Raw genomic sequence first — 14,665 nt, 5'->3', positions numbered from 1 at the left:
ACTACATTTTCGTCGCGGGTAGGGGTTAAATGTCTGACAGCAAGCTTCCGAGTGGAATAGACCGCGTCGTCGGCCAGCGTATTCGCTGGCGCCGCCGGGAGCTGAAGCTGTCCCAGGAACAACTCGCCGAATTGCTGAGCCTGACCTTCCAGCAGGTGCAGAAATACGAGAAGGGCGTGAACCGCGTCTCGGCCGGGCGCCTGTTCGAGATCGCCTCGGTCATGGGCGTGAACGTCAATTATTTCTATGACGGCGCCGAAAGCCAGCTGGAAGATGACCGGCAACATCGCTTCGCCGAAGGCGGCAACGCAAGCGACGGCCCGCGCGCGCCTGTGCTGGATGCGGAGACGCTGGACCTGATCGAGGCCTTCCAGAAGATCGAGGACGATTCCCTGCGCAGGTCGCTGCTGAACACCGTACGGGCCGCTGCATCTGCTTTCGAGTCGAAGCAGGGCGAGGATTGATTGCAGCGCAGGGCTCGGGCATCAGGCGCGCCATGAACGAGACATCAGGTAATAGGGGCGGCAAACAGGGCGGCCAGCAACCCGGGCGCCCCATCCGCACTTTCGGCCGCATTGGCGGCCGGGCATTGTCCGCGCGCCAGCAGGTTTTGGTCGACGATCTGTTGCCGAAACTGCAGGTTCCGGACGGGCTGAGCGATCCGCTGGAGATGTTCCCGGGTCTGACGGAAACCTGGCTGGAGATCGGTTTCGGCGGCGGGGAGCACCTCGCCGAACAGGCGCGCCGGAACCCGGAGGTCGGCTTCATCGGCTGCGAACCCTTTGTTGAAGGCATGGCCAAGGCCCTAACGCAGGTCGATGCGGATGGCCTGGATAATGTCCGCCTCCGGATGGACGATGCGCGGCCGCTGATCGACGGGCTTGCGCCGGGCAGCCTCGCGCGGGTGTTCATCATGTTCCCGGACCCCTGGCCCAAGAAGCGCCAGCAGAAGCGCCGCCTGATCCAGCCTGACTTTCTGGAAAGCCTGCACCGCGCCTGTCGGAAAGGTGCGCGCATACGCTTTGCGACCGATGTGACGAGCTATGCCGACGAGGCGCTCTGGCGCTTCCTGCAGCATGGCGGCTATCGCTGGCTGGCCGAAAGCGCCGACGACTGGCGCACTGCCCCCAGCGACCATGTGACGACCCGTTATGAAACAAAGAAGCTCGGCGATTGTGACCCGGTCTGGTACAATTTCGAAACCGTCTGACCCCTGCGGATATTCTTGACGGAAGCCTGTAAAGCGTGTACAAAATGTCGCATCGAATTCGGTCGGTCTGAAATATCAAGACCCCGTCAGACCGACGGCCATGACTTTCTTCCTACCCGTTTCGATAGGCAGACCTTCCCATTCCGGGATCGGCTGCTTGAATTGACACAAAGGACTAGAAGTAATGGCAACTGGCAAAGTGAAATGGTTCAACGACCAGAAGGGCTTTGGCTTCATCAAACCTGATGAAGGCGGCACGGACGTGTTCGTTCACATCTCCGCAGTTGAACGCTCGGGCCTCCGCACTCTTGCGGAAGACCAGGCGGTTTCCTACGAGCTCTACAAGGACGAGCGCCGCGGCAAGACCTCGGCGGTGGACCTGAAAGTTCTCTAAGGTTTCCTGCAATCAGGAACAGGAACGGCAGCTCTGCGGAGCTGCCGTTTTTTGTTGGGCCAATTTTGTTTCGAGCGGGCCTGCTGAGTGTGCCTCTCGACAGCGGGCAGCTACAGCATTATATAACCTCCCAAGTCGAAACATATCGGCGGCGGTTCCGGGAACGGGGCCGCCGCTTTTCTTTACCCGAAGGTCTGTCCCGGACGCATGATCGCCCTGACTGAACAGGAACGCCGCATTCTCAGCCTCGCCGCGCCCGTGGCGGAGTCGCTGGGCATGGAGATCGTGCGCCTGCGCATCCAGGGCGGGCGCCGGCCGCACCTTCAGATCATGGCCGAGAAAGAAGGCGGCGCGCCGACCGATGTCGAGGATTGCGCGCGCCTGTCCCGTGCCATTGGCCCGGTGCTGGAAGCCGCTGACCCGATCAAGGAAGCCTACACGCTGGAAGTTTCGACCCCCGGCATCGACCGGCCGCTGACCCGGGAAGGGGATTTCGGACGCTGGGTAGGTCACCTTGCCAAGGTGGAACTGGCCCGGCCGATCGATGGCCGCCGCCGCTTCACCGGCGTGATCACTGGCGAAGACGAGGATGGGGCCCACATAGAGCTGGACGATGACGTCGAGCTGGTGGCCCACGTCCATGAAATGAGCCGGGCAAGCCTCGTCCTGACAGATGAGCTGATCGAGGCCGCCCGGCAGGCAGGCAATCTGCCGCCGCAACCTGATGAAGACGACCTCGGCGATCTTGAGATCGACGAGACCGAAGACGAAACAGATACCAACGAAGAGACGGGAGACGTCCAATGAGCGCTATCGGCGTTTCAGCCAACAGGCTCGAAATTCTGCAGATCGCCAAGGCGGTGGCCGAAGAGAAGTCGATCGACCAGTCGATCGTCATCGAGGCCATGCAGGAAGCCATCGAGAAGGCTGCCAAGGCGAAATACGGCCAGGAGCATGACATCCGCGCCACCATTGACCCGGTGACCGGTGAGCAGACGCTGCTGCGTGTCCTGACGGTGGTTCCGGACGAGGAATTCGAAGACGAAGCCAAGCAGCTGCGTCTTGCCGAAGCCAAGAAAATCGATGCGTCGCTCGAGATCGGCAGCGAGCTGACCGAAGAGCTGCCGCCGTTCGATTTCGGCCGTGTCGCTGCACAGACCGCCAAGCAGGTCATCATGCAGAAGGTGCGCGATGCCGAGCGTGAGCGTCAGTACAATGAGTACAAGGACCGCGTCGGCGAAGTCATCTCCGGCGTCGTCAAGCGTGTTGAGTACGGCCATGTGATCGTGGACCTCGGCCGCGCTGAAGGCATCATCCGCCGCAATGACGGTATCCCGCGCGAGAACTTCCAGCCGAACGACCGTGTGCGTGCATACCTCTACAAGGTCTCCCGCGAAACCAAGGGCCCGCAGATCTTCCTGTCGCGTGCTGCGCCTGACTTCATGGTCAAGCTCTTCGCCCAGGAAGTGCCGGAAGTTTACGAGGGCGTGATCGAAATCAAGGCCTGTGCCCGCGATCCGGGTTCGCGCGCCAAGATTGGTGTCATTTCCAATGACAGCTCCATCGATCCCGTCGGCGCCTGTGTCGGTATGCGCGGTGCGCGCGTGCAGGCGGTTGTCGGCGAACTGTCGGGCGAGAAGATCGACATCATTCCGTGGAGCTATGACGACGCGACCTTTATCGTGAACGCGCTGCAGCCGGCCGAAGTGTCGAAAGTGGTGCTGGACGAGGAAGAGCGCCGCGTGGAAGTCGTCGTCGCCGACGACCAGTTCCCGCTGGCCATCGGCCGCCGCGGCCAGAACGTGCGTCTCGCTTCCCAGCTGACCGGCTGGCAGATCGACCTGATCACGGAGAGCGCCGATTCCGAGCGTTATCAGCGCGAATTCCAGGAGCGTACCGAACTCTTCATGAAGGCGCTCGACGCTGACGAAACGCTGGCCCAGCTGCTGGCTTCGGAAGGCTTCGAGACGGTCGAAGAGATCGCTTATGTGGCTCCGGAAGACTTCATCTCGATCGAAGGCTTCGACGAAGATGTGGCTGCCGAGCTGCAGGAACGTGCCCGCGAATACCTCGAACGCCTGGCCGCTGAAAATGATGCCAAGCGCAAGGAACTGGGTGTCGAGGATGCCGTCATGGAACTGGAAGGCATGAATCCGTCCTTCGCGGTTCGCCTCGGTGAGGAAGGCGTGCAGACGCTGGACGATGTGGCCGGTCTTGTGCCGGACGACATCACCGGCTGGCGCGAGCCGGGCCCGGACGGCAAGCCGGTCTGGGTCGAGGGCATCCTGAAGAAAGGCGAAATGCGCAAGGATGACGCCCAGATGTTCATCATGAAGGCCCGCGTCGCCGCTGGCTGGATTGAGGCAGACGCCATCGACCAGATGATTGCCGCCCAGAAAGAGGCCGAAGCCCCGCAGGAGCTGACCGAGGAAGAGCGCGCGCTGCTCGCCCTCAACACGCTCGATAGCGGTGAGACCGAGGAAATCGATCTCGGTGACCTCGGCGATCTTGGCGATATCGACCTTGAAGCACTTGCAGCGGAGGGCGGCGATGACGAAGCCGCACCCGAAGAGTGATGTCGCAGTAGCCGGCACTGAAGGAAATGCTGCGGACGGAGGCGATGCTTCCGTCCGGCAGTGTGCCGTCACGCGTGAGCGTCTCGGCAAGGAAGCGCTTGTGCGCTTCGTGCTTTCGCCCGATGGCGTGGTGACGCCGGACGTGGCGGAGAAGCTTCCCGGACGCGGGGTCTGGATCAAGGCAGACCGTGCTGTTCTGGCGGAAGCCGTGAAGAAGAATGCGTTTGCCCGCGCATTCAAGACATCCGTCCAGGTGCCCGATGGCCTTCCGGATACGGTGGAAGGCCTGCTGGCACAGCGCTTTGTCGGCCTTCTCGGCATGGCAAAGAAGGGCGGGGACGTGGTGCTTGGTTTCGATCAGGTCCACGCGGCCCTGCAAAAACGGCCGCCGGGACTGATGCTGGAGGCATCCGACGGTGCAGAAGATGGCCGTTCGAAGCTGTATTTCCTCGCAAAAGGCCTATATAGCGAGGTGCAGGTTGCGGGTGCCCTGACATCGACTGAATTGGGCATGGCATTCGGACGTGAGCGTGTGATACACGGTCTCGTCCGCAAGGGGCCTTTCGCCAAAGCTCTGAAGGCCGCGTATGCGCGCCTTACCGGGTTTCGGGAGAGGCCGGAGCTGGACTGGTTTGCGGATCAGGATCGGTAGCGGACAAACCGCCTTCGCGCCATGTGGGTGCGTTGGCCAGAATTGTGATATGTAGGACGAATGAGCGATACGAAAGACACTGGTGGCAATACGGGCGGGCGCAAGCCGCTCACTGTTTCCCGCAAGACCTCGGGGACGGTGAAGCAGAGCTTCAGCCATGGCCGGTCCAAACAGGTCGTCGTGGAGACGAAGAAACGCCGGACGGTTGGTCCGGGCGGCTCTGAGGGAGGCGGCGGCGCAGCTGCATCCGGCTCCGGCAAGGCAGAGCCTTCGCTTGAGCAGAAGCTGAAGGCGATCGCGGCCCAGCGGGGGATTACCGTGGCAGAGCTGATCGCGCAGCAGAAAGCGCTGGCTGAACGCAAGGCCCAGCAGAACGCGCGCGAGAAAGAAATCGAGAAGGACAAGGCCGCCCAGGAGCGCCTCCGGTCCGAACAGGAGCGCAAGCTCCAGGAACAGAAAGAGCGTGAAGAGGCCGAAGCCCGCCGCAAGGCTGAGGAAGAAGCCCGCAAGGCAGCCGAAGCCGCGGAGAAAGAGCGTGCCGAGCGCGCCTCGAAACCTTCCCGTGCAAAATCGGACTTCCAGCCGGCACCCGGCGAGCCTGCTCCTGCTGAGGAAAGCGCCGGCCGCGGAAAGCGCGGCAAGTCCGGCCGTGACGACCGCAATGAGCGGCCGCGTAACGAAGCCCCGTCCCGTGGTGCACGCGGGGGCGATTCCCGCCGCCGTGGCAAGCTGACCATCACGTCTGCCCTTGGCGACGATGCCGATCGCCAGCGTTCGCTCGCGTCGGTGCGCCGGGCCCGTGAGCGTGAACGTGAGCGCCGCGGTGGTGGTGGCGGTGAGCGCGAGAAGGTCTCCGTCGAAGTCACGTTGCCTGAAACCATCACGCTGCAGGACCTGGCCGGCCGGATGAACGAGCGCGTCGCAGACGTCGTGAAGTTCATGATCCAGCAGGGCGAGATGCTGCGTGGCAACGACATCATCGATGCCGACACGGCCGAACTGATTGCCGAGGAATTCGGCCACACCGTGAAACGTGTCTCCGAGGCCGATGTCGAAATCGGTCTGGAAGGGGTTGAGGACGATCCGAAGGATCTGGAGCCGCGCCCGCCGATCGTGACCATCATGGGCCACGTCGACCACGGCAAGACCTCGCTGCTCGACGCCTTGCGCAAGACGGACGTGGTCTCTGGCGAAGCCGGCGGCATTACCCAGCACATCGGTGCCTATCAGGTGAAACTGAAGTCGGGCGAGCGGATCACGTTCCTCGACACGCCAGGCCACGCGGCCTTCACGGCGATGCGGGCACGCGGTGCAATTGCGACCGATATTGCCATTATCGTTGTGGCGGCTGACGACTCGGTCATGCCGCAGACGATTGAATCCATCAATCACGCCAAGGCGGCCGGTGTGCCGATCATTATCGCCGTGAACAAGAGCGATCTTGAAACGGCCGACCCGAACAAGGTGCTGACAGACCTGCTGCAGCATGACGTTCAGGTTGAGAGCATGGGCGGTGAAACCCAGGCGGTTGCTGTGTCGGCCAAGACCGGCATGGGCCTTGATGAGCTGACCGACGCGATCTCGCTTCAGGCCGAACTGCTTGAGCTGAAGGCCAATCCGAACCGGGATGCTGACGGCATCGTGGTCGAAAGCCAGCTGGACAAGGGCCGCGGCCCGGTTGCGACCGTTCTGGTCAAGCGCGGCACGCTGAAGCGCGGCGATATCGTCGTCGCCGGCACCCAGTGGGGCAAGGTGCGTGCTCTGGTCGACGAGCGCGGCCAACAGCTGAAAGACGCTGGACCATCCCAGCCGGTCGAGGTGCTTGGCCTCGATGGTGCGCCCGATCCGGGCGAGGCCTTCGTGGTTGTCGATACTGAAGCTCGCGCCCGTGAAATCACGGATTACCGTATCCGGACGAAGCGTCAGGTTGCCGGCAAGGCCGGTGTTGCCGCACGTGCTTCGCTGGATCAGCTGCTGACCAAGCTGAAAGAGGGCGCTGTCGAAACGTCCGAACTGCCTGTCGTTGTCAAAGGCGACGTGCAGGGGTCGGTCGAAGCGATCAGCCAGTCGCTGGACAAGCTGTCGACCGAAGAAGTCCGCGCCCGCGTCATTCATGGCGCTGTAGGCGGTATTTCCGAAAGCGATGTGCTGCTGGCGAAATCGTCTGAAGCTCCGATCTTCGCGTTTAACGTCCGTGCCAACAAACAGGCCCGCGACCTTGCGGAGAAGGAAGGCGTGGAGATCCGCTATTATTCGGTGATCTACGACCTGATCGACGATGTGAAAGCGACCCTGTCGGGCATGCTGGCACCGGAGAAGCGTGAGACCTTCATCGGCTATGCCGAGATCCTCGAAGTCTTCAATATCACCAAGGTCGGCAAGGTCGCTGGCTGTAGGATCTCTGAAGGCAAAGTGCTTCGCGGTTGTGGCGTCCGCCTCCTGCGCGACGATGTCGTTATCCACGAAGGCAAGCTGAAGACGCTGAAGCGCTTCAAGGACGAAGTGAACGAAGTGACGGCCGGTATGGAATGCGGCATGGCGTTCGAGCGCTATGACGACATCCGGGTCGGCGACAAGATCGAATGCTTCCAGGTTGAGGAAATCGCAAGAACGCTCGACTAGTCTGGTCCTCCATGACTGAGCCGCTCACCGTCACCGGTCTTCTGACCGAGAAGGATGTCAGGAAACTGACACGGCTGGCGCGTGGCGGCACAGTCGGGCCAACGGCGGTCTACTATGCCGGTGTGACGGCGCCGATCATCTCGGCCAGCATGTCGGTCCTGATGCGCAATGCCATGATCATGGTTGGGGCCAGTCCGTATTGGCAATGGCTTGTGGCGGCCCTCGTCGCAGCCTTCGCCGGTATCGCCTGGTATCTGATCTTCATCCGGTGGTCCTACCGCCATGTTCATGGGCGCGGTACGGAAACCCGGCTGGAGACCAGCATCGCACTGGAAGAGGACAGTCTGGTCGTCCGGCGTGGCGGTATTGAAACACGCGCCGCCTGGAGCAGTGTTACGAATGTGGCAGCCACAGGCGGGCATGTTACGGTGCGGTTGGACGGGGCAGCGCCGCTGATCATCCCGAATGCCTGGTTTGGCAAGAACAAGACCGCGCGTCAGGCTTTCCTGGCCCGGCTCAATGAGAAGGTTCCATCTTGATGGCCCGCAAATCCGCCCCGCCCGGCATGCCATCGCAGCGTCAGTTGCGGGCTGGTGAACTCGTGCGCCATGCCCTGACCGATATTCTCTCGCGCGAAGCCTTTCGCGACCCGGATCTGGAGCAGGTCATGATCACGGTCGGGGAAGTACGCTGCTCACCGGACCTGAAGCATGCGAACGTGTTCGTGTCTCCGCTGGGCGACGACTCCGATGAGGGCCGGACGAAACTTGCCAATGCGCTCAACCGGGCAGCCGGTTTCCTCCGTGGCCGTCTCGGCCGGGAAGTTGAGCTGCGTTACACGCCGGAACTGCACTTCATCGCCGACAAATCCTATGACGACGCCACGGCGATCGACCGTCTCCTGATGGATCCGAAGGTCCGCCGGGACGTGGAAGGCGAATAAAAGCCACATCTGCAGAATATCGGCGACCGGTCACATTGGTCCGGATCGCTTAAGCTATCGGAAACGATGATCGCTTAGGTACGAATTGTCTTGGGTATATCGTAGCTTTTATAGGTCGCCATTCTGGCGGAGATATATGCAAGATTTCTCAACGGATGAACGCGCTGACATGCCGTTCTGGCGATCCACGCCCTTTCTCGATGCTGGCTGGATCATCGTTTTCTTCGGCGCGATCCTGCTGATCGCGATCCATATGGAAGCGTTCGATTACGTCATGAAATTGTCCCATGCCCATGAGAATTGGGAACTGGACGAGATCATGACCACCATGATGCTTTTGCCCATCGGGTTGGTGATCTATGCGAAACGCCGGCTCGACGAAACCCGTCAGGAGCTGAAACGCCGGCGGGCGGCAGAGCTGGAAGCCAGCCAGATGGCATTGCACGATCCGCTCACGGGGCTTGCCAATCGCCGCAAGGCACAGATCGAGATTTCCCGGGCACTCGAGCAGGCAGCGGAAGAACCGGTCACCATTGTTTCTATTGATCTCAACCGGTTCAAACCGGTGAACGATCTGCACGGTCATGCCGTGGGGGATGAATTGCTGCTCGCGGTGGGCGCACGGCTGACAAATGCTGCCGGGCCAGATGCATCTGTTTTCCGTTTCGGCGGGGATGAATTCTGCATCCTCATGCGTGGTTCGTTCACCGAGGAACAGTTGCTCGCGCGTGTCGAAGCGATCGCGGTCGCCTTTGATCGCCGGTTCGATCTGAGCGACGTTTCAGTATCCGTTGGAGCCAGTATCGGCGCAACCACGACGACAGACCCCCAAATGAACATCGATGTGCTGATGGCACAGGCAGATGCGGCGATGTACCGGTTCAAACAATCCGGCCGGAACGGTTTCAGCTTTTTCGAAGCGGGCATGGAGGTGGCTGCGCTGCGCCGAGCCAAGGTCGAAGACGAGCTTCGCCTGGCCCTGACAGAAGACAGAATCAAGGCGCACTTCCAACCATTGGTCCGCCTGGAAGACAAGGCGATCATAGGCTACGAGGCGCTCGCCCGCTGGTGCATGGGTGACGGCACCTGCCGTGAGCCAGATGAGTTCATTTCCATAGCCGAGGAAGCGGGGCTCATCTCCGACATTTTCTACGCAGTGCTGCGCAAGGCGTCTCAGGCGGCGCGGAACTGGCCCGGCGATATGCGGTTCTCGGTGAATCTTTCACCGGTGCAGTTCAATGATCCCTGGCTGGTTGAACGCATTCTGCAAATCCTTGTCGATGAAGGCATTCAGCCGGGCCGGCTGGAGATCGAGGTGACGGAAAATGCCCTGGTTGGGGATTTCAAGAAGGCCCGGGATGTGCTCTGGTCGCTCAGGAACCAGGGCGTCCATATATCGCTGGACGATTTTGGCACGGGGTATTCCTCTCTTCGCCATCTCAGCGAACTGCCTTTTGAAACGCTCAAGATCGATCGGTCCTTCATTGCAAACCTGTCCATTGATCCGGCAGCGCAAACCATCGTCCGTACCGTGACATCCATGGCGCATAGTCTTGGGTTGTCGGTTACGGCGGAAGGGATCGATTCCGTCGATAATGCGATGACCGTGACGGATTTCGGTTGCGACACCGGGCAAGGCTTCCTCTTCGGCAAGCCGGAGGCATCGGGTCTCCCTGAATTGGCAGATGCGCAAGCAAATACGGTAGAAGGCAAGCCTGACACTGCCGAAACTCCCGCCTCGCCGCGCAAGCGTGCCTGAACGCAGCATCAGCGGGACCGAGCGGATTCTGGACCGGATGTAAGTTGACTTACTCTGGCCACATTGCCAGCATTTCATGACATGCCGAACAGGGGCCACAGGAAGGGCCCGGAACAGGGGCCCAAAAAAGGGGCAAGTGATGGATCGTCAGACGCTCGACATGGAAGGCGCCCGCCAGGGTGAGATTTCCGCTGCCTCGCTGCAGATGGGCGATGACACGATTGCCATACAGCGCATCGCGACAATGAGTGTGGAAGCGAAAGATTTCTTTCCTTGGGACACGCCGAAGAACCGCGTGACGCAGAAGGGCTATGCCACCGCGTTCGTGTCGCTGATGTTCTTCGCGCTCATGGGTATTGGCTGGTGGGCCGTGCTGCCGGGCCGGCCATCCAGCATGGTGATGCTGGCGATTGGTGTCGTGATGCTGATCGGTGCGATGGTCTGCGGCCTCCGCGCGGGGATGATCGCGGCGAAGCTGCGGGTGAAGCAGAAATATTTCCGCCTCGTCATTGGCACGTCGGATGCGCGCCAGATCCCGTTGGTGGACGATAATCGCGACGTGCTGTGCAAGATCCGCGATGTGGTACGCCACAAGATGGACACCGACGACCGCACGATCATGGGCGATTTTGATCTGAATCTCGACATCGTGAACCTGAAATCCCCGAACCAGTCCCCGGGCCAGCCGGACCCTGAGCCCCCGCGGGGCCGGGCTTCAGCTGTGCCGGAACGCCCGGCAGAGCCGGAACCGAAACCGCTGCCCGAGCTCGGCGATGCGGACAATGATCCGCCGCTGCCGAAGCTTGCCCACCGGCATGATGACGACCATCAGGACGCCCTGTTCGACAAGGTGGCTGAGGCGATGAAGCCCGCCTCCTGATACGGTACACAATTCACCCGGTTGACGGCGGGGGTCCTCCCGCTTAAGGCCCTCGCTTTCCATTCTGCCAGACCGCATCGCGGCGTCCGATCCGCCGGCCGGTGCAAGGGAGTTGATCTTGGCGAGACAGCGCAAGCGCAAGGGCGATCCGGTCACCGGATGGCTGAACCTGTTCAAACCGGTCGACATGACCTCCACTCAGGCCGTGGCGATCCTGAAGCGCCGCTACAATGCCGCGAAGGTCGGCCATGGCGGAACGCTTGATCCGCTGGCAGACGGTATCCTGCCGATTGCCTTCGGGGAGGCAACCAAGACCGTCCAGTGGGCGATGGACGCCGAGAAGGAATATGTCTTCACCATTCGCTGGGGCATTTCCACCGCCAGCCAGGACGCGGAAGGGGAGGCGACGGCCACTTCCGATGCGCGGCCGACGCGGGATGAGGTCGAGGATGTCCTCAAGAACTATGTCGGCACGATCGAACAGGTCCCGCCGAAATACTCCGCCATCAAGGTGGACGGCCAGCGCGCCTATGACCTGGCCCGCGAGGGTGAGGATTTCGAACTGAAACCCCGCGAAGTGGACGTGTTCGAGGCTGCCGTGATCGGCATGCCGGATCCGGATCATACGGTCATTCACGTCACCTCCGGCAAGGGCTTCTATGTCCGGGCCATGGCGCGGGACCTGGCGTTCGACCTTGGCTGCGAGGGCCATATCAGCCAGCTGCGCCGCACGCGCGTTGGCAATTTCGGCGCCGCGACGGCCGTGCCGATCTCCAGAATCGAGGAGACCGAGGACAAGGCGGCACTGCTTGCCCTGCTGCAGCCGGTCCAGGCCGTACTGGACGATATTCCCCAGCTCACTATCACCCGCGACGAGGCCGCCAATGTGCGCCAGGGCCGCGAGATCCAGCTGATGCCCCATCTTGTGGAACAGTGGCGGGTCGAGCGCGTGGACGATGACCGCTCCGCCCTCGTCATCTGCGATGGCCACGCCGTGGCGATGGGAGAGGTGCGTGCCGGGCGGTTTGAGCCGGCCCGCGTATTCGTAGCGTAATTTTTCACGTCGCCTCCACCGGATTTTAAACCTGATCCCCCATACAGGCGCGATGGATTTCGTGGAAATCTTCGCGCGCTTTTATGCCCTCGGGTTCGGCCTCGTCGTTGGCGGCGGGGCGCTGGCCATTGTCATCTGGCGCGACAGCTGGCGCTGGCGCCAACTGGCGGAGGCCTATGAATCCGCCGCCGAGCCGGAAGGTCCGCGCAAGCGTTTCAGCACGGTGATCCTGCATGGCCGGGGCGTTGCCTATAATTCCTACCACTCCATGGTGACGCTTCATGTGGACCGGAAAGGTGTCTGGCTGCTGTTCCGACCCTTCCTGCTGAACATTCCAATCTTCAAGCCGCTCTACATTCCGTTTGCCGACCTTCAGGCCACGCCGCAGAGCTGGATGCTGATCCACAGGACGGTGGAGCTCGAAACCGGAAAAACGCCGGGCCTCAAGATCGTGGTCTGGCAGCGCACTGCCGACTGGATCGACGAGCAGAGCGGCGGCCGCCTCGGCCTCTTTTCCCGGCAGGCGAGCCGCATGGCTGCCAGTTGGCCGAACTGATCCCGGCGCGCCCTTTGGCCGCCTAGAGCGTCGCCATGTCGATCACGAAGCGGTACTTCACATCGCTGGCGACGACGCGGTCATACGCTTCGTTGATGTCCTTCATGGCGATCACTTCCACATCGCAGGTTATGTCATGCTCGGCGCAGAAATCGAGCATCTCCTGCGTCTCTTCGAGACCGCCGATGCCGGAACCCGCAATGCGCCGCCGGTTGGCCAGCAAGAGGCCGCCATGCATCTCTTCCAGCGGTTCGATCGCGCCGACGATCACCATCGTGCCGTTGCGGGCGAGGAGGCCCAGATAGGGGTTCAGGTCGTGCTTCACCGGCACGGTGTTCAGCAGGAAATCGAAGCTGCCCAGATGCGCCTTCATCTGTGCCCGGTCTTTCGAGACCAGCACATCGCTGACGCCGAGGCGGCGCGCATCCTCTCCCTTTTCGGGTGAGGTGGTGATCATCACGACTTCTGCGCCGAGGGCGACGGCGAACTTGATGCCCATATGGCCGAGGCCGCCGAGGCCGATGACGCCCACCTTGTCGCCCTTGCCGATATTCCAGTGCTTCAGCGGCGACCAGCTGGTGATCCCGGCGCAGAGCAGGGGGGCGACCTTTTCCGGCGGCAGTTTCTCAGACACTTTCAGCACGAATTCCTGGCGCACCACGATCTGGCGGGAATAGCCGCCAAAGGTCGGTCCGCCGATCACGGGCTCCGTGCCGCCATAGGTGCCGACCATGCCTTTCTCGCAATATTGTTCGTCCCCGTCATGACAGGCCGGACAGGCAAGGCAGGCATCCACCATGCAGCCGACGCCGACGAGATCGCCCACCTTGTGCTGCGTCACGTCCGGGCCGATCTCGCTGACCCGGCCGATGATCTCGTGCCCCGGCACGAAGGGATAGCGCGAGCGGCCCCATTCATTGCGCGCGGCATGGATGTCGCTGTGGCAGACGCCGCAATGCGTGATGTCGATCAGAACATCGTTCGACTGCAGGTCGCGGCGCGTGATCTCGAACGGTTTCAGCGCCTCCGTGGCGCCCTCTGTTGCGTATGCGTGAACCTGCATGATGTGCCTCCCTTTATCGTTAGAAGCATTTCACCGGAGCGGGGCCTTGTCCATGCGTGCCGGTGCGGGAGGCAGGCCCAGCGCTGAGAGCCGGGCTGGCATCGGCCATCCGGTTACGGGTCGATATTTGCTCAGCACTTGTCGGACACACGTGGATTGCTTTGTTTGACGGACAGCCACAAGAAGTATTGGGCGCTTGTGCCGCGCTCGCATCACTCGAACCGCAGTACTTAGGTGAATTTGATACTCGTATAGCGTTGGTGAATTGGGCTCATGCACAAACGCTTCTTGGAAATGATGCCCAAGCAAACCAAGTTTATATTGCTTTTGCTGATGGCGATTATGGGTCTGAGGTTCGTTGGCCGGAAGTTATTGTTGAGGATTTCCGAATCCTGCGGGCCGCTGGCTACGTCCATCGAAACATGGACTTCATTTTGGCGATTATAGGAGCTCCGGAATAGCGCTCTGGAAATATGGGCATGGGATTACGCCAACTCACCTCGCCCCCTTCCAATTCCCCCCGAAATGAGCCATAAGCCGCCGCTTGAGGTGGGCCCTTCGGACCTTGACCCTGCTGGACGACATCCCGGCTGTGGCCATTGACCCCGGAAACCACCGAAAAACCCCGCCAAATCAGGCGTTTAAGTGAACCCCGCCGCAAGGCGACAGTACGAAAGATATTCGATGTCGATTACCGCTGAGAAAAAAGCAGAGCTGATCACGAAATTCGCCACCAAACCGGGCGATACGGGCTCTCCAGAAGTGCAGGTCGCGATCCTGACCGAACGGATCAACAATCTGACCGACCACTTCAAGACCAACAAGAAAGACAACCACTCCCGCCGCGGCCTGCTGGCCATGGTGGCAACGCGTAGAAAGCTGCTTGACTACGTCAAGGGCAAGGATGAGGCGCGCTATACAAAACTCATCACCGAACTGGGCATCCGCCGCTAGGG

16 protein-coding genes are annotated in these 14,665 nt (G+C 61.3%); 15 read left to right on the top strand and 1 reads right to left on the bottom strand.

Annotated features, from left to right (window positions below; translation table 11 throughout):
- The first annotated feature begins 29 nt into the window (after positions 1 to 29).
- The 13 genes from HY26_RS18420 (at position 30) to HY26_RS18360 (ending at position 12,646) form a co-directional block, all read left to right on the top strand.
- A complete protein-coding gene (locus HY26_RS18420; protein ID WP_112074304.1) occupies positions 30 to 464 on the top strand; it encodes a helix-turn-helix domain-containing protein in 435 nt (144 codons plus the stop codon).
- Positions 465 to 496: 32 nt separating this feature from the next.
- Positions 497 to 1,210 carry a tRNA (guanosine(46)-N7)-methyltransferase TrmB gene (trmB, locus tag HY26_RS18415; protein WP_051599596.1) on the top strand — a complete coding sequence of 238 codons (714 nt, stop codon included), beginning with the start codon at positions 497 to 499 and terminating at the stop codon, positions 1,208 to 1,210.
- 184 nt (positions 1,211 to 1,394) lie between these two features.
- The gene (locus HY26_RS18410) at positions 1,395 to 1,604 is read left to right on the top strand and encodes a cold-shock protein (protein ID WP_034761014.1); all 210 of its coding nucleotides are present in this window, start codon (positions 1,395 to 1,397) and stop codon (positions 1,602 to 1,604) included.
- A gap of 207 nt (positions 1,605 to 1,811) precedes the next feature.
- Entirely contained in the window at positions 1,812 to 2,411 is a 600-nt protein-coding gene (gene rimP, locus HY26_RS18405; RefSeq protein ID WP_034761017.1) for a ribosome maturation factor RimP, read from the top strand.
- Positions 2,408 to 4,180, top strand: coding sequence for a transcription termination factor NusA (gene nusA / locus HY26_RS18400; protein WP_034761019.1), 1,773 nt, complete (start codon positions 2,408 to 2,410; stop codon positions 4,178 to 4,180). The genes rimP and nusA overlap by 4 nt, the downstream gene beginning before the upstream one ends.
- On the top strand, positions 4,155 to 4,832 hold the full coding sequence (locus HY26_RS18395; protein ID WP_112074303.1) for an RNA-binding protein: 678 nt from the start codon (positions 4,155 to 4,157) through the stop codon (positions 4,830 to 4,832). Before nusA ends, HY26_RS18395 begins: the two co-directional genes overlap by 26 nt.
- A gap of 60 nt (positions 4,833 to 4,892) precedes the next feature.
- Entirely contained in the window at positions 4,893 to 7,454 is a 2,562-nt protein-coding gene (infB, locus tag HY26_RS18390) for a translation initiation factor IF-2 (RefSeq protein WP_034761024.1), read from the top strand.
- An 11-nt stretch (positions 7,455 to 7,465) separates the two neighbouring features.
- The gene (locus HY26_RS18385; protein WP_034761026.1) at positions 7,466 to 7,993 is read left to right on the top strand and encodes a YcxB family protein; all 528 of its coding nucleotides are present in this window, start codon (positions 7,466 to 7,468) and stop codon (positions 7,991 to 7,993) included.
- Positions 7,993 to 8,397 (top strand): 30S ribosome-binding factor RbfA, encoded by a 405-nt coding sequence (gene rbfA / locus HY26_RS18380; protein ID WP_034761029.1) that lies wholly within the window; start codon positions 7,993 to 7,995, stop codon positions 8,395 to 8,397. Before HY26_RS18385 ends, rbfA begins: the two co-directional genes overlap by 1 nt.
- A 136-nt stretch (positions 8,398 to 8,533) precedes the next feature.
- Positions 8,534 to 10,156 (top strand): bifunctional diguanylate cyclase/phosphodiesterase, encoded by a 1,623-nt coding sequence (locus tag HY26_RS18375; protein WP_112074302.1) that lies wholly within the window; start codon positions 8,534 to 8,536, stop codon positions 10,154 to 10,156.
- Between the two features lie 139 nt (positions 10,157 to 10,295).
- Positions 10,296 to 11,036, top strand: a complete 741-nt coding sequence (locus HY26_RS18370; RefSeq protein WP_112074301.1) for a hypothetical protein — start codon at positions 10,296 to 10,298, stop codon at positions 11,034 to 11,036.
- Between the two features lie 118 nt (positions 11,037 to 11,154).
- Complete coding sequence (gene truB, locus HY26_RS18365; protein WP_112074344.1) at positions 11,155 to 12,090, top strand: tRNA pseudouridine(55) synthase TruB; 936 nt, start codon at positions 11,155 to 11,157, stop codon at positions 12,088 to 12,090.
- A 52-nt stretch (positions 12,091 to 12,142) separates the two neighbouring features.
- The gene (locus HY26_RS18360; protein ID WP_112074300.1) at positions 12,143 to 12,646 is read left to right on the top strand and encodes a hypothetical protein; all 504 of its coding nucleotides are present in this window, start codon (positions 12,143 to 12,145) and stop codon (positions 12,644 to 12,646) included.
- A gap of 22 nt (positions 12,647 to 12,668) precedes the next feature.
- Here HY26_RS18360 and HY26_RS18355 read toward each other — a convergent pair whose 3' ends face one another.
- Positions 12,669 to 13,709 carry an NAD(P)-dependent alcohol dehydrogenase gene (locus HY26_RS18355; RefSeq protein ID WP_034761038.1) on the bottom strand — a complete coding sequence of 347 codons (1,041 nt, stop codon included), beginning with the start codon at positions 13,707 to 13,709 and terminating at the stop codon, positions 12,669 to 12,671.
- A 161-nt stretch (positions 13,710 to 13,870) separates the two neighbouring features.
- Here HY26_RS18355 and HY26_RS18910 point away from each other — a divergent pair, with 161 nt between their 5' ends.
- On the top strand, positions 13,871 to 14,170 hold the full coding sequence (locus HY26_RS18910) for a hypothetical protein (protein ID WP_146740277.1): 300 nt from the start codon (positions 13,871 to 13,873) through the stop codon (positions 14,168 to 14,170).
- Positions 14,171 to 14,393: 223 nt separating this feature from the next.
- Positions 14,394 to 14,663 carry a 30S ribosomal protein S15 gene (gene rpsO, locus HY26_RS18345; RefSeq protein ID WP_034761042.1) on the top strand — a complete coding sequence of 90 codons (270 nt, stop codon included), beginning with the start codon at positions 14,394 to 14,396 and terminating at the stop codon, positions 14,661 to 14,663.
- Positions 14,664 to 14,665: the final 2 nt, after the last annotated feature.

The organism is Hyphomonas sp. GM-8P (assembly GCF_003263315.1).
GTDB lineage: Bacteria > Pseudomonadota > Alphaproteobacteria > Caulobacterales > Hyphomonadaceae > Hyphomonas.
Note: the sequence above shows the minus strand (reverse complement) of the source record. Positions and strands in the feature narration are given on the sequence as shown.

Excerpts from the sequence above, each read along its gene's own strand:
- rbfA (WP_034761029.1), top strand. The coding sequence starts at position 7,993 with ATGGCCCGCAAATCCGCCCCGCCCGGCATGCCATCGCAGCGTCAGTTG.
- HY26_RS18355 (WP_034761038.1), bottom strand. The coding sequence starts at position 13,709 with ATGCAGGTTCACGCATACGCAACAGAGGGCGCCACGGAGGCGCTGAAA.
- HY26_RS18370 (WP_112074301.1), top strand. The coding sequence starts at position 10,296 with ATGGATCGTCAGACGCTCGACATGGAAGGCGCCCGCCAGGGTGAGATT.
- HY26_RS18420 (WP_112074304.1), top strand. The coding sequence starts at position 30 with ATGTCTGACAGCAAGCTTCCGAGTGGAATAGACCGCGTCGTCGGCCAG.
- HY26_RS18395 (WP_112074303.1), top strand. The coding sequence starts at position 4,155 with ATGACGAAGCCGCACCCGAAGAGTGATGTCGCAGTAGCCGGCACTGAA.
- HY26_RS18360 (WP_112074300.1), top strand. The coding sequence starts at position 12,143 with ATGGATTTCGTGGAAATCTTCGCGCGCTTTTATGCCCTCGGGTTCGGC.
- rimP (WP_034761017.1), top strand. The coding sequence starts at position 1,812 with ATGATCGCCCTGACTGAACAGGAACGCCGCATTCTCAGCCTCGCCGCG.
- HY26_RS18410 (WP_034761014.1), top strand. The coding sequence starts at position 1,395 with ATGGCAACTGGCAAAGTGAAATGGTTCAACGACCAGAAGGGCTTTGGC.
- HY26_RS18385 (WP_034761026.1), top strand. The coding sequence starts at position 7,466 with ATGACTGAGCCGCTCACCGTCACCGGTCTTCTGACCGAGAAGGATGTC.
- trmB (WP_051599596.1), top strand. The coding sequence starts at position 497 with ATGAACGAGACATCAGGTAATAGGGGCGGCAAACAGGGCGGCCAGCAA.
- rpsO (WP_034761042.1), top strand. The coding sequence starts at position 14,394 with ATGTCGATTACCGCTGAGAAAAAAGCAGAGCTGATCACGAAATTCGCC.
- infB (WP_034761024.1), top strand. The coding sequence starts at position 4,893 with ATGAGCGATACGAAAGACACTGGTGGCAATACGGGCGGGCGCAAGCCG.
- nusA (WP_034761019.1), top strand. The coding sequence starts at position 2,408 with ATGAGCGCTATCGGCGTTTCAGCCAACAGGCTCGAAATTCTGCAGATC.
- HY26_RS18375 (WP_112074302.1), top strand. The coding sequence starts at position 8,534 with ATGCAAGATTTCTCAACGGATGAACGCGCTGACATGCCGTTCTGGCGA.